The sequence below is a fragment of the Streptomyces sp. DT2A-34 genome, from assembly GCF_030499515.1.
Classification (GTDB): domain Bacteria; phylum Actinomycetota; class Actinomycetes; order Streptomycetales; family Streptomycetaceae; genus Streptomyces.
The window spans coordinates 1,706,043-1,724,230 of sequence record NZ_JASTWJ010000001.1; the positions used below are offsets into that span (position 1 = coordinate 1,706,043).

General features: G+C 70.7%; 12 protein-coding genes. 7 read left to right on the top strand and 5 right to left on the bottom strand.

All coding sequences use genetic code 11. The annotated features are described in order from the left end of the window. Nucleotides 1-228 precede the first annotated feature (228 nt). Both QQM39_RS07410 and QQM39_RS07415 read right to left on the bottom strand, forming a co-directional pair. On the bottom strand, nt 229-885 hold the full coding sequence (locus QQM39_RS07410; protein ID WP_301995822.1) for a hypothetical protein: 657 nt from the start codon (nt 883-885) through the stop codon (nt 229-231). Next, a complete protein-coding gene (locus QQM39_RS07415; protein ID WP_301995823.1) occupies nt 882-1,277 on the bottom strand; it encodes a hypothetical protein in 396 nt (131 codons plus the stop codon). Before QQM39_RS07415 ends, QQM39_RS07410 begins: the two co-directional genes overlap by 4 nt. A gap of 67 nt (nt 1,278-1,344) precedes the next feature. Between QQM39_RS07415 and QQM39_RS07420 the strand changes: the two genes are divergently transcribed. Further along, nucleotides 1,345-4,923, top strand: a complete 3,579-nt coding sequence (locus QQM39_RS07420) for a CHAT domain-containing protein (RefSeq protein WP_301995824.1) — start codon at nt 1,345-1,347, stop codon at nt 4,921-4,923. 16 nt (nt 4,924-4,939) lie between these two features. Here the strand turns inward: QQM39_RS07420 and QQM39_RS07425 are convergent, their stop codons facing one another. From QQM39_RS07425 to QQM39_RS07435, 3 genes are all read right to left on the bottom strand, one after another. After that, nucleotides 4,940-6,433, bottom strand: a complete 1,494-nt coding sequence (locus QQM39_RS07425) for a cellulose-binding domain-containing protein (RefSeq protein WP_301995825.1) — start codon at nt 6,431-6,433, stop codon at nt 4,940-4,942. 189 nt (nt 6,434-6,622) lie between these two features. Continuing rightward, nucleotides 6,623-7,960 carry a radical SAM protein gene (locus tag QQM39_RS07430; RefSeq protein WP_301995826.1) on the bottom strand — a complete coding sequence of 446 codons (1,338 nt, stop codon included), beginning with the start codon at nt 7,958-7,960 and terminating at the stop codon, nt 6,623-6,625. A 125-nt stretch (nt 7,961-8,085) separates the two neighbouring features. Continuing rightward, a complete protein-coding gene (locus QQM39_RS07435) occupies nt 8,086-9,102 on the bottom strand; it encodes a hydroxyacid dehydrogenase (protein WP_301995827.1) in 1,017 nt (338 codons plus the stop codon). Nucleotides 9,103-9,211: 109 nt separating this feature from the next. On the opposite strand from QQM39_RS07435, the gene QQM39_RS07440 reads away from it, so the two are divergent. The 6 genes from QQM39_RS07440 (at nt 9,212) to QQM39_RS07465 (ending at nt 18,153) form a co-directional block, all read left to right on the top strand. Beyond that, nucleotides 9,212-10,465, top strand: coding sequence for an FAD-binding protein (locus QQM39_RS07440; protein WP_301995828.1), 1,254 nt, complete (start codon nt 9,212-9,214; stop codon nt 10,463-10,465). A gap of 126 nt (nt 10,466-10,591) precedes the next feature. After that, nucleotides 10,592-11,848: an ROK family transcriptional regulator gene (locus QQM39_RS07445; RefSeq protein WP_301995829.1), complete on the top strand. Its 1,257-nt coding sequence runs from the start codon at nt 10,592-10,594 to the stop codon at nt 11,846-11,848. Nucleotides 11,849-12,119: 271 nt separating this feature from the next. Next, a complete protein-coding gene (locus tag QQM39_RS07450) occupies nt 12,120-13,376 on the top strand; it encodes an ABC transporter substrate-binding protein (RefSeq protein ID WP_301995830.1) in 1,257 nt (418 codons plus the stop codon). A gap of 20 nt (nt 13,377-13,396) precedes the next feature. Continuing rightward, nucleotides 13,397-14,359, top strand: coding sequence for a carbohydrate ABC transporter permease (locus QQM39_RS07455; RefSeq protein WP_301995831.1), 963 nt, complete (start codon nt 13,397-13,399; stop codon nt 14,357-14,359). Then, a complete protein-coding gene (locus tag QQM39_RS07460) occupies nt 14,356-15,252 on the top strand; it encodes a carbohydrate ABC transporter permease (protein ID WP_301995832.1) in 897 nt (298 codons plus the stop codon). Before QQM39_RS07455 ends, QQM39_RS07460 begins: the two co-directional genes overlap by 4 nt. A 27-nt stretch (nt 15,253-15,279) precedes the next feature. Continuing rightward, nucleotides 15,280-18,153 (top strand): glycoside hydrolase family 2 TIM barrel-domain containing protein, encoded by a 2,874-nt coding sequence (locus QQM39_RS07465; protein ID WP_301995833.1) that lies wholly within the window; start codon nt 15,280-15,282, stop codon nt 18,151-18,153. Nucleotides 18,154-18,188: the final 35 nt, after the last annotated feature.

An 18,188-nucleotide genomic window follows, 5' to 3' on the forward strand; every position in this document is an offset into this window, starting at 1 on the left:
GTGTGTCAGCCGGTGGCCACGGAGGTGGACTTGATGGATTCCTGAATGCGGGTAGCGCTCATCGCAAAGACAGCCATCGGTCGACACCTCCTCACTTCACACACTCGGCACTTCACACACTCGGCAGCGGTGACCATCGGCCGCCGCGGGAACGCCCGTGACTTTAGTACCGGCCGGCCGGGCCCCGCCACTGATTTTCCGAGGGCCCTCCTCGGCCGGATCCGGAGCTCATGGGCAGCTGCTGACCACGGTCATGTTGGCCACGTCGCTCAGCGGCACCACGACGGGGTCGTGCCGCCCCGGGCTCTGCAGCCGGAGCTTGCCTCCGTCGGCGGAGCGCAGTGTTCCGCAGCTGGGTCCGCCGGGGTGGGTCACCTTCAGGTAGACCGGCTTGTCCTTGCCCGCCTCGGCCGGCGCCCACCAGGTGACGACGATGCCCGCGAGCAGCAGGGTCAGCGCGAGCGCGACGAGATACTGGGCCCGCCTGAGCCGTCGTGCCGCGGCGACGGCCAAGGCGACCTTGTAGGCCGCGACCGATCCGTACCGGTCGTGCACCGCGCTGAGAGTGGTCGCCCGGGGGCGGGTGCCGGCCTGCGCCGCGAGGGCCTGCCAGAGCCCCGTGAGCGCGGCGAGCAGACCGCCGCCGATGAGCAGGGTGAGCGCCGTCTTCCATCCGGTGGTCAGGACGCTGGTGGTGTCCCGTCCCTTGATCACCACGCCGGTGGTGACCAGGGTGATGAAGGCGGTCAGGCCGTTGCGCCAGGTCTCGGCGCCGGCGCGGACGGCGTCCAGGGAGGCGGCCGACATCTCGCCGAAGGCGTCCCGCTCGGCGATGTCGAAGGCCGAGGGGGCGCTGGTCGGCCGCCGCGGCCGGTACCCGGTCACGGCGTTCCCGGCCCCGAGGCGCTGTCGGCCACGAGCTCCACACGGAAGCTGACCCCGCAACCGGTGGTGCCTTCCGGGGAGTCGACGTGTGCCGCACCGCAACCGCAGGTGACGTCGACGACCACCACGGGCGGCAGGACCTCGGCCGCGTCCGCGTCCGCCATCCCCCTGGGGCTGGTGAAGTCGCCTACGACGGTGGGAACTTGCCGGTCGTCGATCCGCCCGGCGCAGCGCGGGCAGCATCCCCACACCCGGGTGGTCACCACGCCGTCGACGAGGGCGACCTCGGCCCGCAGCAGATCCTGCTCCAGCAGGTCGTAGGCCTTGCTGGTCCAGCCGAACTCCGAGGTGGGTTCCCAGCGTTCGCCGGTTCGGTGTTCCGGTGCCGCCATGGTCCGGTCGTTCCCCTCTGCCGTACTGCCCTGCCGTATCGGTGAGTTGCGCCACTAGAGTGACACGATGCTCCGTCCCCTCATCACCGCGCTGTTGGACCGGGTGGCGCGACACCAGGACGAGGGCGACCCGTCCGCGCTGTTCGAAGAGACGGCCCTGCCCGAAGCCGCCCGGCTGCGGGCGCTCATGGTGCGGGACGACGGCGCCGTCGCCATCGAGGCCCTGGACGCCCTGGTCACGTTCCACATGACGCGGCATCGGGCCCGGCCGGGTGACAACGGATACGCGGACTACGGCGAGGCGCTGCGGCTGCTGCTGTTACGGGCTCGGCTGCTGCCCGGCGGCGTGCCCGAGACGTTCCGGGAGGCGGTCGACGAGGCCGGCCGACGCGCATACGAGGCCCATGGGAAGGCCCGCGCGCTGATCGAGGAGTACGAGCGGACCATGGGCACCGCGCACCCGGACGCCGCGGCCCTGGACCAGGCCGTGAGCCACTACCGGGTGGCGCTCGGGCTGGCCCTGGGCGGGCCCGACGTACCCGGGCTGCCCATGTCCCAGCTCTCCACGGCGCTGTTCTACCGGTTCCGGCTCGGCGGCCGAACCGCCGACCTCGACGAGGCGATCAGGCTGCGGGAGGCGTCGGTCAAGGCCACGGCCGGGGACAATCCCGAACTGTCCCGGCGCCTCATGCTGTTGTCGACCTTGCTGACCACGCGCCACGAGCGCACCGGACAGCCGGCCGATCTGGAGCGGGCCGTGTCGGTGGGACGCGAGGCGGTGCGAGCGACGCCGGTCGACAGCCACGCCCGCGCGCGTCGCCTCCATCATCTGGCGTTCGCCCTGCATCGCCGGTACGAGCGCACCTACGATCTCGCCGACCTCCAGGAGGCGGTCGGCCACGCTCGGGAGGCGGTGGAGACCGCCTGGCCCGACGACCCCGACCGGCTCGACTTCGCGGCGGGTCTCACCCACCGGCTCGGCGCCCGCTACGACCGGCTGGGCGACCCGGCGGACCTCGACTCTCCCATCCAGCTGCTGCGCTCCCTGCTGGCCACCGCGCCCGAGGCACAGCGCGCGAAGGCGCGGGCAAAGCTTGCCTGGGCGCTGTTCTGGAGGCACGAACGCACGGGCGAACTCGCGGATCTGGAGAGCGCGATCCTCCTCCGGCGTCAGGCCCTGGACGCGACAGCCCCGACCGCCCCCACCCGAGGGCGCCTGCTCGCCGAGCACGCCAACGCCTACCGAATCCGCTACGAACGGCTGGATTCGGCCGAGGACCTCCAGGAGGCGATCCGGCTGGGGACACAGGCCGTGTCCGCCACAGCGGAGGACGTGGTCGCCCTGCAGGGCCTCGGCCAGAGCTATCTGCTCAGGTACCACCGCACCTTCGAGCAGGCGGACCTGGACCGTGCGGTCCGCCTGCTGACCCGGGCGATCGACGTGCCGCCGGCCGCCTCCCCCGACACCGACCGCGCCGTGGCCATGGCGGACCTCGCCGAAGCGTTGCGGGAGCGGTACAACAACACCTTCGATCCGGCGGTCCTCGACGAGGCCGTGAAATGGCAGCGAGAGGCCACGAGGACGGTCCCCCGTAGCCACGAGCGTTTCGGCGACTTCCTGTCCGTGCTCAGCCGCGTACTCCTCCACCGATTCGAGCAGACGGGAACCCGCGCGGACGTCGAGGAAGCGATCGCGACCGCCGAGCGGGCGGTGGCCGTCACGTCCCCCGCACACCATTCGTACAGCTCGCTCCTCGGCAGTCTGGCCGTGACCCTGGCCGCCGGTCACGGCAGGCAGCCGGACGCGCTCGACCGCCCCGTGGCCCTCGCCCGGCAGGCCGTGGCGACGGCGCGCGCGGACGACGTCTTCCTGCCCCGGGCCTGGCGGCGCCTCGGCGATCTGCTGCGGCGGCGCTACCAGCACACCGGCGACCGGGCCGACCTGCACGAGGCCGTCGAGTGCTGGCGTCGGGCCGACGCGATGCCCTACGCCACACAGCAACTCCGTATGGAGTGCCGCTCCAACTGGGGACGGGCCGGCGTCGAACTCGGCGACTTCGCCCTGGCCACCGACGGATACGACCGTGCGCTGCTCCTGCTGCCCGAACTGGCCTGGCACGGGCTGCCCAGAACGGCGCGTGAGCGGCATCTGACCGACTGGTCCGGGATCGCCTCCACAGCCGCCGCCTGCCACATCCTGGCCGGGGCACCCGAGCGGGCGCTGGAACTGCTCGAACAGGGCCGGACGGTCGTCCACAGCCAGCTCCTGCGCACGCGAAGCGACCTGTCACGGCTCGCCGAACGGGACCCGGCGCTGGCGGACCGTATGCGCCGGGTGCGTGAGCGCCTCGACACCGGCCGGCTGGGCGTGGACGCCGATCCGGCGGAGATGTCCGAGGCCGTCCTGGTGTCTCCCCTCGCGCGGGAGCGGCTGGCGCGGGAGCGGGCCGAGCTGTGCCGCGAGTGGGACGAACTGCTCGCCGAGGCACGCGGGTTGGACGGCTTCGAGCGGTTCCTCGCGCCCGTCCCGTACGAGGAACTGCGCATGGCGGCGGACGGCGGGCCGGTCGTCGTGGTCAACGTCAGCCCGATCGCCTGCCACGCCCTCGTGGTGCGCGGCGCCCCGGCACCCGTCGAGGTGGTCGAGCTGCCCGACCTGACGGACGAGGCGGTCACCCGGCGGGTCCTCACGTTCCTCAACGTCCTGGCGAACCGTCGTCGGCCACGGCGGCCGTTCCTGCGCCGGGAGGAGGACCGGCACGCCGTGCACGACCTGCTGGAGTGGTTGTGGGACAGCATCGCCGGGCCCGTGCTGGACCGCCTCGGCATCCCCGGCGGAACGGACCGGGAGCCGCCCCGGCTGTGGTGGTGTCCGACGGGGCGGCTGGCGTTGCTGCCCCTGCACGCCGCCGGCCGGTATCCGCGCCATCGCGGCACCGCGGACACCAGCGGCGCCCGCTCCGTGCCGGACCGTGTGGTCTCCTCGTATGCCTCGACGCTCACGGCACTGCGCCGCGCCCGGCTGGGCGGCGGGAGCGACGGCTCCTTCGGCGGGCTGGTGGTGGTGGGGGTGCCGCAGGCGCCGGGCCTGCCCGCGTTGCCGGGCGTGGAGCGGGAGTGCGCGCAGCTGCTGGCCGACCTCCCGGCGGGTGCGCGGGCCGGCGGACTGCTCGGGCGGGACGCGACCCGTGCGGCCGTGCGGCAGGCTCTGCACGAGCACGCCTGGGTGCACTTCGCCTGTCACGCGGAGCAGGACGACATGGATCCGGCGGCCAGTGCGCTCGCCCTGCACGACGGGCGGCTCACCGCGGCCGAGCTGCTGGAACTGGAGCTTCCGCAGGCCGAGTTGGCCTATCTGTCGGCCTGCGAAACGGCCTTCGGCGCGGTGAACCTGCCCGATGAGGCGATGCATCTCGCCTCGGCCCTGCAGGCGGCGGGCTACCGGCATGCCATCGCGACGATGTGGGAGGTGCAGGACGGCTCGGCCGCGGACGTGGCCGCGCGGGTCTACGCCACGCTGACCGGCACCGGTGTGCCGGACGCCGCCGGGGCCGCCCGCGCGCTGCATACCGCGGTCGCCGCGCAGCGTGTGCAGGACCCGACGGATCCGCTGCGGTGGGCGGCCTATCTGCACGTCGGACCGTGACCGGCGGCCGACCCGGTCAGTCCGCCCTCGTGCAGTCGTGCCCGTTCAACGCGAAGTCGTAGCCCGGCGAGTTCTCGCCCTCCCACGACGCGAGGAACCCGAAGGCCAGCTCGCCGTCGGCGGGAACCGTCTTGTTGTAGTCGGCGGCCTCGGCCGTCACCCGGGAGCCGTTCTGGGCGAAGCTCGCGTCCCACATCTGGCCGACCTTCTGGCCGTCCCGGAAGGACCAGGCGACGCGCCAGTCGTCGAGGGCCCGTTCGGTGGTGACGGTGACGGTGGCCTGGAAGCCGTCGGGCCATTCGTTGACGAGGTCGTACTCGACGCTGCAGGTCGCCGGTTCGCTCGCGGACGGGTCCGGATCGTCCTCGCCGGCCGTGGACGACGTGGTGCCCTGCGGTCCCGGCTCGGGGTTCTTCGGTCCGGGCGCGTCGTCGCCCTTCGTGCCGCTCTCCGACGGCTCCGGGGAGTTCGAGGAGGGCTTCGTGGCGGACGTGACCGGCACGGAGAAGCCGGGGTCGGCGACCGGCTGGCGGTCGGACGGGTCGCCGCCCGCGGTGCCGCCGTCGCCGGTGGAGCCGGCGGGCATCATCGACACCGCGAGGGCGAGCACGGAGACAAGTACGGCGGCGACGAGGAGGCCGTTGCGTACGACGCGCGCCTTGTGCGCACCGGAGTCCGGCGGGCCGGCGTCCGCGTCCGCCGGGTCGGGGCGTCCGGCGCCGAGGCGTACCTCGGCGGCCCGGCGGCGGCGCTCCAGATAGGCGAGGCCGCCCCAGCCGATCACACCTCCGGCGAGGGCCCCGGGCAGTCCGCCGCCGTGCAGCCGCAGACAGGCGGCGGCCTCGGCGCACTGCACACAGGTGGCGAGGTGGCGGGAGAGGTCGGCCGGGGTGTCGGCCGCGGTCGAGCGGGTGACGGCGTCGAGGAGGCGGGCGTAGCTGCGGCACTGCGCGTCCATCGGCGTGTCGAGGTGGTTGCGGTGGCAGCGGTCCCTGAACAGGCCCCGGACCTGAGCGAGTTCCTCGGAGACGGCGGCCGGGTCCAGGCCGAGCCGGCGGGCCACCACGTGCAGCGGCAGCGCCTCCACCTCGGCCAGCCACAGCAGGGCCGCGTCCGGTTCCTGCATGTCACGCAGTCCGCGCAGCGCGATCGGGCGCTGCAACGGGGGGCCGGTGAAGCGGGCGGCCTTGTCGGAGTTGAGCCACAGGCGCAGATCGGGGTCGAGCTTGTGGCCCTGCCCGCTCTCCTCCCAGGCGGCCGCCGTGGCGCGTACGGTGGTCAGCAGCAGGGGGATTCGGGGCAGGCGGGCCGGGCGGCGGCCCGCACTCCTGAAGGTCCCGGCCTCGGCCTCGCGAGCCTCGCGTATGCCGGTCGAAAACGCCTCGGTCGCCAGCTGTTTGGCGGCGGCGGAACCGGCCGTGCACAGGTCGGCGTACGACAGCACGGCGTCCCAGCACTCGGAGAACAGCGCGGCCTCGGTGGCGTCCTGGGGGGTCGGCAGGTCGGGCATGGGTCTCCTGCATCCACATGCGAGGTCAACTCGCCATATTGGCAGTGGAGTTGGGGGGAACCTCGCGGCAGGACGTGAGCCTTTCACGCTTCCGACACAACTGACAAGCGCCGTGTTCAAATGTCATGACAGGCCGCGCGCCCCTACAACTCCAGCCACTTGTACGGACGCGAGCCCCGTCTGTCTCACCTACACCGGCGTCGAATCCTCCGCCGTCGTGGAATCCTGCGCCGGCAGGCTGTCCATGAAGGAGCTCACCGAGAACACCGCGCGGCCGGGGCCGGGCGGGCCGTAGCCGGGGGGCGAGGACAGGCCGAAGTCGTCCATCGTCTGGCGATAGGCCTGCAGCAGCCGGATGTGGTACTCCAGCGGCGCGCCCTGCGGGTTGGCCTTGCCGAGCGGGGTCGTGGGCTCGGGGCACCAGGTGGTGAAGCGGGGCGTGATGCCGTGCGACATGAAGAAGCGCAGGCCCTCCGTCGTCGACGCGATGGCCTCGTCGACGGATCCGAAGCCGAACGGCTCCGCCATCTCCACGCCCGCCACGAAGTTGGGGATGACGTTGCGGGCGCCGAAGATCTCCGCCGAGTCGAGGATGCGCTTGTGCCACTCGTCGCGGCCGACGTAACGCTCCTTGCCCGGGCAGTACATCTTGAAGAGGTACTCGTCCCACACCTCGTAGTTGGGGTGGTAGATCTGCACGCCGTAGTCCTTGAAGCGCTGCACGTCGTCGCGCGGCAGCGCCTGGGCGACGACCTTGCCGATCCACCGGCCCGGGAAGCGCTCCTCGATGGCCTTGGCGTAGTGGCCGTAGAAGTCGGCCTCGTCACGGCCGGCGACCGTCTTGGTGATCGCGCCGCCGGTCAGCGTGTAGGCGGTGGAGGCCTTGGCGGTGTCGTACCGGTCGATGATCTCGAGGGCCTCCAGCACCTCCTCGACGTCCTTCACGCCCGTGTACGGGCGCCCGGCCGCCTTGTGCTGGCGCCAGTTGTGGTTGATGTCGCAGTACTGGCACTCCTCCTTGGCGCCGAAGTACTGGCAGACCCGGAAGACGGTGAGGTAGATCAGGTAGCCCCACTGGATGGTCGGGGCGACCTCCATCACCGACTTCCCGTTGGCGAGGGTGTGCCGGTAGTACTCCGGCATCGGCGGCACACCGACGTCGGCGATCCGCTTGCCGTCGAGGTAGAGCCCGAGCATGCCCTCCTCGTCGGCGGCGACCCGGTACGGCGAGGACGGGTTCACACGCACGGAGACGACGGTGCGCCGCAGGTCGTACGGGCCGCCGGTGAGGATGATCTCCTCCGGCGGGCGGCGCAGCGCGGCCTCGCCGAGCTCGGGCAGGGTGCCGTGGTCGAAGGAGAAGATGAAGTACGACTTCGGCTTGACCTCGCCGTCCTCGTTGTCGCTGAGGGCGGACGGGTCGAAGGCCACTCCGCCCCGGAGCAGATCCTCCTTGAAGACGGCTTCCCGCGGAACGTGCGGGAATCGCTCCATCAGATCCTCGACCAGTGCGGTGCGGCTGCCCATCCGTAATCTCCTCCCGGCTCAGGCGTACGACTCCTCACGGTATGCCCCTGCCTGGGTGCGAGCAGCATCGGGTCCCCTGGAAGGGGCTCCGCCCTGCACGCCGGGGCCCGGCACCTCCCGAAGGCTCATGCCTCCCTCTCCAACGCCACCGGATCCACCGGATGCGCCAACTCCCCTCCCGTCCTCCACCGTTCCGCCTCCGCCGCCACCGCGATGCCGAGCCGCGCCACCTCGTTGCCCTGCGAACCCGCCAGGTGCGGGGTGATGAAGGCGTTCGGGAGGTCGTACAGGGGTGAGTCGGCGGGCAGGGGCTCGGGGTCGGTCACGTCGAGGATGGCGCTGAGGCGACCGGTACGGAGTTCGGCCAGCAGGGCGTCGTGGTCGACCAGACCACCCCGCGCGGTGTTGAGCAGTACCGCTCCGTCGGGCATCAGGGCCAGCTCGCGGCGGCCGACGAGGTGGTGGGTCTCCGGCGTCTCGGGGGCGTGCACGGTCACGACGTCCGACGTGCGCAGCAGGTCGTCCAGGGCAAGCAGGGGCACGCCCAGCGCCGCTGCCCCGGCCTCGTCGACGTACGGATCGGTGAGGCTCACCCGCAGGTCGAAGGGGCGCAGCAACTCGATCACCTTGCGGCCGATGCGCGACGCCCCGATGACGCCGACGCGGCGACCGTGGTTGCCGATGCCGGGGACGAGCCCCCAGCCGGGGAAGGCGCGCTCGGTGCGCAGGCGGTCGCGGGCGGCGAACAGGTCCTTGCCGGCGAGCAGGATCATGGCGAGCGTGTACTCGGCGACCGGCACGGCGTTGGCGGCGGCCGCCGAGCTCACCGCGATGCCCCGCCGCCACAGCTCGGGCGTGGCGAGGCTCTTGACCGAGCCGGCCGAGTGCAGCACCGCGCGCAGCTTCGGCGCGGCGTCGAGTACGGCCGCGTCGAGGCGGGGGCAGCCCCAGCCGGTGACGAGGATCTCGGTGCGGGCGAGCGCGTCCTTGAGGCGCGGGCCCGTGAAGTCCCCGTGGTCCTCGGCCACCAGGGCGGGATCGATGTCCACGGACTCCCGCAGCCGCTGAAGCACCTCCGGCGGGAAGACCTGCGGCACGTTCTCGGCGGACATGGCGAACAGGGCGTACGGCCGCTGGGTCAAGGACGTGGCCTCCGGCTCGGAGAAATGGCGTGGGGAAACCGCTCTCTACCGTAGGCAGGCGCGAATGAGAGGGTCAACGCACAGGCACCCACCTCGAAGGACGGCAGGGATGACGAAGACGATCACCAACTGGGCGGGCAACATCACCTACACCGCCGAGGAGTTGCACCGGCCGTACTCGATCGACGCGGTCAGCGCCCTGGTGGCGGGGAGCGAGAGGGTGCGGGTGCTGGGCAGCGGGCACTCCTTCAACGAGATCGCCGAGCCGGGCCCCGAGGGTGTCCTGCTGTCGATCGCCGGTCTGCCGCCGGTGATCGACGTGGACAGCGCGGCCCGTACGGTGCGCGTGTCGGGCGGCGTACGGTACGCCGAGCTCGCCCGCGCGGTGCACGCGCACGGGCTCGCGCTGCCCAACATGGCGTCCCTGCCGCACATCTCGGTGGCCGGCTCGGTCGCCACCGGCACGCACGGGTCGGGGGTCGGCAACGGCTCGCTGGCGGCGTCCGTGCGGGAGGTGGAGCTGGTCACGGCGGACGGGTCGGTGGTGACCGTCGGGCGGGGCGAGAGGCGGTTCGGCGGTGCCGTCACCTCGCTGGGCGCCCTCGGTGTCGTCACCTCCCTGACCCTCGATCTGGAGCCGTCCTTCGACGTCGAGCAGCATGTCTTCACCGAACTGCCGCTGGACGGGATGGACTTGCCTACCTTCGACACGGTGCTGTCGACTGCGTACAGCGTGAGCCTGTTCACCGACTGGCGGGAGCCGGGCTTCCGGCAGGTGTGGCTCAAGCGGCGCACCGACCAGCCACTGTCCGACTTCCCCTGGGCGGCGCCCGCCACCGAGAAGCTGCACCCGGTGCCGGGGATGCCCGCGGTCAACTGCACGGAGCAGTTCGGGGTGCCGGGGCCGTGGCACGAGCGGCTGCCGCACTTCCGGGCGGAGTTCACGCCGAGCAGCGGGGCGGAGTTGCAGTCGGAGTACCTGTTGCCGCGCGAGTACGCGCTCGACGCGCTGCACGCGCTCGACGGGATACGGGAGACGGTCGGCCCCGTACTGCAGACCTGCGAGGTGCGGACGGTCGCCGCCGACGACCAGTGGCTCAGCCCCGCCTACGCACGGGACACCGTCGCGCTGCACTTCACCTGGATCGAGGACACGGCCGCCGTACTGCCCGTGGTGCGGCGGCTGGAGGAGGCGCTGGACGCCTTCGCCCCCCGGCCGCACTGGGGGAAGGTGTTCACGGTGCCGGCCCGGGTGCTGCGCGGGCGGTACCCGCGGCTGGAGGACTTCCGGGCGCTGGCGCGGGAGCTGGACCCGGGACGGAAGTTCGCCAACGCCTTCGTGCAGGACATACTGGGTGACTGACTCCGGGGGGACTTCGTAAACCCCCTTTCCTAACCCCTTGTCGAAAGTCCCCGCACGCCATAGCCTTGCGCCGCGCCGGTGCCGACGACGACCCGGCATGAAGTGAAGGGACGGGGGCATGGCCCTGTGAAGCGCACATCACGCGACATCCGCACCGCGAACCGCTATGAGGTGCTGCGCCAGATCATCGCCGCGTCGCCCACCTCCCGGCAGGAGCTGGCGGCCGCCACCGGTCTCAGTCTCGCCACGGTCGCCACCCTCGTGGGCGAGCTGCTCGACCTCCGCATGATCACAGAGGTCGGGTTCGAGGACTCGGCCGGCGGCCGCCCCCGCGGGCTGGTGGCCGTCCACGCGTCCGGCGGCGCGCTGATCGGCGTCGATATCGCGGAGACGTACGTCCGGGTCGAGCTCTTCGATCTCGGGCTGAACGTCCTGGCCCGCGCCGACGAGGACATGCGCCCCGGCGAGAGCCGCCCCGAGCAGGTCGTCGGGCATGTCGCCGCGGCCGTCGGCTCGGTGGTCACGCAGGCCGGCGTGGAGGGCGCGCGGGTGCTCGGCGTCGGGGTGAGCGTGCCGGGGCAGGTGGACCGGGCCACCGGCGTCGCCGAGTACGCCCCGAACTGGGACTGGCACGACGTGCCCCTGCTCGACCTGCTCTCCGAGCAGATCGCCTACCCGCTGTACATGGACAACCCGTTGCGCGCCTGCGCGGTGGCCGAGCTGTGGTTCGGTGCCGCGCGCGGCAGCGGGGACGCCGTGGTGGTCAACCTCGGGACCGGCGTGGGCGCCGGGCTCGTGCTCGGCGGCGGGCTGCACCGGGGCGTGAGCAACAGCGCCGGCGAGTGGGGCCATACGACGCTCGTGCTGGACGGACGGCTGTGCCACTGCGGCAACCACGGCTGCGTCGAGACCTATGTCGGCGCGCCCGGGATCATGGTGAACCTGCGGGAGCTGGCCGCCGACAGCGCGCTGCTGCACCCCGAGGACCAGACGGCCACGATCGACGCGCTCGCCCGTGGGGTCGGCGCGCACGATCCGGTGGCGCTCAAGGTGGTCCGGGACACCGCCCGTTACCTGGGCGCCGGGATCGCCGACCTGGTGAACCTGTTCAACCCCGAAGTCGTCGTGCTCAGCAGCTGGGTCGCCGCCACCCTGGGCGAACCGCTGCTGCACGAGGTGCGCGAGGCCGTGGCCAGGCACGCGCTCAGGCGTCCGCTGGCCGCCACCCGGATCGTCCTCTCCGCCATCCCCACCGACCCGGTGTGTCTGGGCGCGGCGACGTTCGCACTCGAGGGTGCGTTGCAGTCGGCCCCGCAGAAGAGGACGCAGCCTGCCGCGCAACGCGGCACACCTGTGAGGAGCCGTACCGCACCGCCTTCATGAGGGGCGTGATTCCCCCCTCCTGAAACGGCGTGATTCCCTCTTCCCGAAAGGGAGTTGCCGGTCGCTGGTGCGGCGCCCCGCAACCCCCTCACGTCCGGTATTCCGAACGTTGCACAACGCTTCGTGCAGACTTCGTCCAACCCCTTGCCGAAGCCTTAGTCGAAGGTTAACGTCCCGCACCGCAACCCCATTTGAGCCAACTGGCGCTGAGCCGCTCCAGCCACAGGCACGGGCACAGGGCCGCAGCCGCACTCGAGACAAGGACGTCAGCATGTCGGCATTGAGCAACACCAGCTGGGACCGCCGAAACGTACTGCGGGCCGCGATGGGCCTGGCCGCCGCCGGAGGACTGGCCGCGTGCGGGAGCAACACCGGCCGGAGCAGCTCCGGCGACAGCCTCGTGCAGATGTTCCACGCGTACGGCGAGGCGGGCACCGAGCAGGCCATCAAGCGGTACGCGAAGGCCTACAAGGACGCCAACGTGACCACGCAGTGGATCACCAGCTCGGACTACGAGAGCAAACTCTTCTCGTCCCTTCTCACCGAGAACGCGCCGGACGTCTTCGAGTTCCACCCGCAGATCCAGATGGTCAAGAGCGGCCAGGTGGCGGACCTGACCGACCTCATCGACCCGGTGAAGGACGACTTCAACCCGGCGGACATCAAGTCGCACACGGTCGACGGGAAGATATACGGCGTCCGCATGATCGACGACCCGCAGTTCTTCTTCTACCGCAAGTCGATGCTGGAGAAGGCCAAGGTCGAGGTGCCGACCACGCTGGACGAGCTGATGGAGGCCGCCGCCAAGCTCACCACCGGCAAGGTCAAGGGCCTGTACATGGGCAACGACCTGCACAGCGTCAACGACACGTTGATCTGGTCGGCCGGCGCCGAGCACCTCACCGAGAAGAACGAGATCGCCTATCACACGGACGGCGTCGTCGAGGGCCTGAAGAAGATGCGCAAGCTGTTCACCAGCGGCGACCTCCTCCTCGGCGCTCCGACCGAGTCCTGGGACCCCTCCTCGTTCAACCAGGGCCTGTGTGCCATCCAGTTCTGCGGTATGTGGGCGATGCCGGCGATCCAGGACGCGCTCGGCGACGACTGGGGAATCTTCCCCTTCCCGAAGGTCACGGACGCCGGCAAGCCGTCGGTCTACAACGGCGGCTGGTCGATGTTCGTCAACGCCAAGGGCAAGAACGTCGACGCGGCCAAGGAGTACGTGAAGTGGCTGTGGATCGACCAGAAGAAGTACCAGGAGGACTGGGCCACGTCCTACGGCTTCCACATCCCGCCGCGCTCCTCGATCGCCGAGTCCGCCACCAAGCTCAAGTCGGGCAACGCCGCTGAGGGCGTCAAGCTCTTCAACGAGTTCGGTCACTTCGACAACATCGGCTGGACCCAGGCCATGCGCACCGCCTTCGAGGACGTCTTCGCCAACTGCGTCCGCAAGAACATGGACCCGGAGGCCGCCCTCGACAAGTGCGACACGGCCGTCAACCGCGAGCTCAAGAAGCTGTTCGGATAGGCCGCAGGACGGATCACGACATGTCGACGACGACGCGCGACCTCGCGCGCCCCGCCCCGGCGAAGGCCTCACCGGCCAAGCCGCGGCGGGGTCTGCGGGGCAGCCCCACGCTCAACTTCTGGATCTTCACCGGGCCGTTCCTGATCGGTCTGGCGATCTTCGTCTACGCGCCGATCCTCTGGAGCCTCTGGCTCAGCTTCTTCGAGGCCCGCTTCACCGTCACACCCGACAAGTTCGTCGGCTTCGACAACTACAAGTACATGCTGACGAACGACGACTTCGTCGGCTCGCTCGGCACCTTCACCGTCTTCGCCGCGTTCATCGTGCCCACCACCTGGGCGCTCTCGCTGGGCCTCGCCCTGCTGGTGAACCGGATGCGTTTCATGCGGGCGTTCTTCCGTTCGGTCTTCTTCCTGCCGACCGCGTGCAGCTATGTGGCGGCCGCGCTGATCTGGAAGATGTCCATCTTCAGCGGCGTCCGCTTCGGCCTGATGAACACGGTCCTCGGCTGGTTCGGGGTCGAGAACATCGCCTGGCTGATCGACCCCAACCCGCCCTGGTACTGGCTGGTCATCGTGACCGCCCGGCTGTGGCTGCAGTCCGGCTTCTACATGATCCTGTTCATCGCGGCGCTGCAGAACATCCCGGACGAGCTGTACGAGGCCGCCGCCCTCGACGGCGCCAAGCCGGGCTGGCAGACCTTCCGGTACATCACCCTGCCCCAGCTGCGGGCCACCTCCACCGCGGTGATCCTGCTGCTGCTCATCGCCGCCTACCAGGCCTTCGACGAGTTCTTCAACCTACTGTCGAAGACCACCTGGGGCCGCCCGCCCCTCGTCGAGCTGTACTACAAGGCTCTGGGCGAGAGCCAGGACTACGGCGCCGGCAGCGCGGGAGCACTCATCCTGACCGTGCTGATCTGTGCCGTGACCCTGCTCCAGGGCAAGATCATGGGCTTTGGAAGGGGGGACGAGTCCAAGTGACCACCACCACGCCTCAGGTGCGGAAGTCCGCGCCGACGTCAGGCAAGCCCCACCGTGTCCGGCGCGGCGGCGGCGTGATGAGCTCTACCGGCCTCTACATCGCCACCGGCGTCGCCGCCGTCCTCTTCCTGATCCCGTTCTACGTTCTCCTGCGCAACGCGCTGTCCACGGATGCCGAGATCACCGGCGAGAACTGGAAGATCTTCCCCACGGACATCCAGTGGGGCAACATCAGCGAACTCTTCACGGACGAGACGGTCCCCTTCGCCCAGTCCCTGTGGAACTCGGCGGTCGTGGCCACCCTGCACACCGTCGGCGTCCTGCTCGTGTGCTCCCTCGCGGGATACGGTCTGGCCCGCATCCCGTACAAGCACGCCAACAAGGTCTTCTACGCCGTCCTGGGCACCCTGATGGTCCCCACCGCGGTCACCTTCGTGCCCAGCTTCGTGCTGGTCTCGTCGCTCGGCTGGGTGGACACCTACCGGGGGCTCATCATCCCGGGCCTGTTCAGTGGTTTCACCTGCTTCCTTTTCCGGCAGTACTTCCTGGGGTTCCCCAAGGAGCTGGAGGAGGCGGCGCGCATGGACGGACTGGGCTACTGGGGCGCGTACTGGCGCGTCGTGGTGCCCAACTCGCTGAACTTCTTCGCGGCGATGGCGACCATCACCTTCATCAACGGCTGGAACGCCTTCTTGTGGCCGCTGGTCATCGGCCAGGACCCGAGTTCGTGGACCGTCCAGGTCGCGCTCTCCAGCTACATGACCAACCAGACCGTCGTCTTCCACCTGATCTTCATGGCCACGGCCGTTTCCATCCTGCCCCTGGTGTTCGTGTTCCTCTTCCTCCAGCGCTGGCTGGTGCAGGGGATCGCACAGACCGGCATCAAGGGCTGACGTTCTCTTCTCAAGACCTGGAGACCGATGTCTTTCCGCACCACCACGTCCGTCGACTACGTAGAGGACGTCTCTCCCGGCACCGGGACCCTCCCGCCCCGCGCCTGGTACGCGTCCTCGGACGCCAAGTCCCTGTCTCTGAACGGCAGTTGGCGCCTGCGCGTGTCGCCGACCGCCGACGCCGAGGACGACTCGTTCGCCGAGGAGGGGTACGACGCCGGGGACTGGGCCGAGGTCACGGTCCCCGGGCACTGGGTCCTGCAGGGCGACGGGGCCTTCGGGTCGCCCATCTACACCAACCACCTGTACCCCTTCCCGGTGGACCCGCCGCACGTCCCGACGGAGAACCCGACCGGCGACCACCTGCGGGTCTTCGACCTGCCGGCGGACTGGCCGGCCGACGGCGGCGCCGTGCTGCGCTTCGACGGCGTCGAGTCCTGTGCCCGGGTGTGGCTGAACGGCACGGACATCGGCGAGTTCAAGGGCTCCCGCCTGCCGCACGAGTTCGCGGTCGGGCAGCTGCTGAAGCCGGCCGGCAACGTGCTCGCCGTCCGTGTGCACCAGTGGTCGGCGGGCTCGTACCTGGAGGACCAGGACCAGTGGTGGCTGCCCGGCATCTTCCGTGACGTCACCCTGCTGCACCGCCCGGCGGGCAGCGTGGGCGACTTCTTCGTGCACGCCTCCTACGACCACACCACGGGCGAGGGCACCCTGCGCGTCGACTCCGACGTCGACGGGCGGGTGTCCGTGCCCGCCCTGGACATCGATGTCGCGACCGGCGAGCCGGTGACGGTGGCGGTCGAGCCGTGGTCGGCGGAGACGCCGAAGCTGTACGACGGTGAGCTGGTCACGGCGGGCGAGCGCGTGCCGCTGCGCATCGGCTTCCGTACCGTCGTCCTCGAAGACGGCCTGATCAAGGTCAACGGCAAGGCGATCCTCTTCAAGGGCGTCAACCGGCACGAGTGGCACCCGGAGAAGGGCCGCGCCCTCGACCTGGAGACCATGCGCGAGGACGTGCTGCTGATGAAGCGGCACAACCTCAACGCGGTGCGCACCTCGCACTACCCGCCGCACCCGGCCTTCCTCGACCTGTGCGACGAGCTGGGCCTGTGGGTCATCGACGAGTGCGACCTGGAGACCCACGGCTTCACCGAGCAGGCCTGGCGGGACAACCCCGTCGACGACGACCGCTGGACCCCGGCTTTGCTGGACCGCGCGGCCCGCATGGTCGAGCGGGACAAGAACCACCCGTCGATCGTCTTCTGGTCCCTCGGCAACGAGGCGGGCACCGGACGCGGGCTGACCGCCATGGCCGAGTGGATCCACGGCCGGGACTCCTCGCGGCTCGTGCACTACGAGGGCGACTGGGACTGCCGGGACACGGACGTGTACTCGCGGATGTACGCCTTCCACGACGAGGTCGAGAAGATCGGGCAGCGTCTGGACGGCGGTACGCACAAGCGTCGCGAACTGCCTTTCATCCAGTGCGAGTACGGGCACGCCATGGGCAACGGCCCCGGCGGACTCGCCGACTACCAGAAGCTGTTCGAGTCGTACGACCGGCTCCAGGGCGGCTTCATCTGGGAATGGATCGACCACGGCATCGAGCACCCCGAGCTGGGCTACGCCTACGGCGGCGACTTCGGCGAGGAACTGCACGACGGCAACTTCGTCTGCGACGGCCTGATCTTCCCCGACCGCAGGCCCTCCCCCGGGCTCGTCGAGTACAAGAAGGTCATCGAGCCGGTCCGCATCGAGGGCGACGGCGCCGACGGCACCGTACGGGTGACGAACAAGTACGACTTCGCGGACCTGTCGGGTCTCGCCTTCGAGTGGTCGTACCAGGTGGACGGCGAGACGGTCGAGGCGGGCAGCCTGTCGGTGCCGAACCTCGCCCCCGGCGAGTCGGCCGACGTCAAGCTGCCGGAGCCGCCCGCGGCGCACGAGCCGAGCGGCGAGACCCAGTGGACCGTACGGGCGCTGCTGGCGGCCGACACGGCGTGGGCGCCGAAGGACCACGTGGTCGCGTGGGGCCAGTTCCCGGTGGCGGCACGGCAGTCGCCGTCGGTCTCCGCGAGCGACCGGCCCGCCGCGAGCGAGAAGCTGATCACCCTCGGCCCGGCCTCCTTCGACGCCCGCACCGGTGCGCTGAAGACCATCGGCGGCGTCGAGGTGACGGCTCCGCGTCTGGACCTGTGGCGGGCGCCCACCGACAACGACGACGGCGCCGAGTGGCAGACCGACACCCGCTACGGGATGCTGTGGCGCAAGTACGGCCTGCACCGCATGCGGCACCGGCTGGACGCCGTGGAGCAGGGCGACGACGCGCTGACGGTACGGACCCGGGTGGCGTCCGCCGCCTGGGAGATGGGCCTCGCCACCGTGTACCGGTGGACCTCCGACGGCACCCGGCTGAAGCTGACCGTCTCCGTGACGCCCGAGGGCGAGTGGAAGGTGCCGCTGCCCCGGCTGGGCGTCCGGTTCGGGCTCGCGCAGGCGGACGCCGTGCGGTGGTTCGGCGGCGGTCCCGGTGAGGCGTACCCGGACAGCAGGACGGCGTCGATGGTCGGCCGTTGGCACTCCACCGTCGACGAGCTGCAGACTCCGTACGTCCGCCCGCAGGAGAACGGCGCCCGTGCCGACGTGCGCTGGGTGGAGCTCGGCGGGCTGCGGATCGAGGGCGACCCGGAGTTCTGGTTCAGCGCCCGCCGCTGGACCAGCGAGCAGCTGGACGCCGCGCGGCACCTCACCGATCTGGCGCCGGGGGACACCGTGTGGGTCAATCTCGACCACGGCCAGCACGGCATCGGCTCCCAGTCCTGCGGGCCGGGCCCGCTGCCGCAGTACTTCCTGCGGGCGGAGCCGACGGAGTTCTCGTTCGTGTTCTCGACCGCCGAGTGAGAAACCGGAGTGAGGAAACTGTAAATCGATTGACC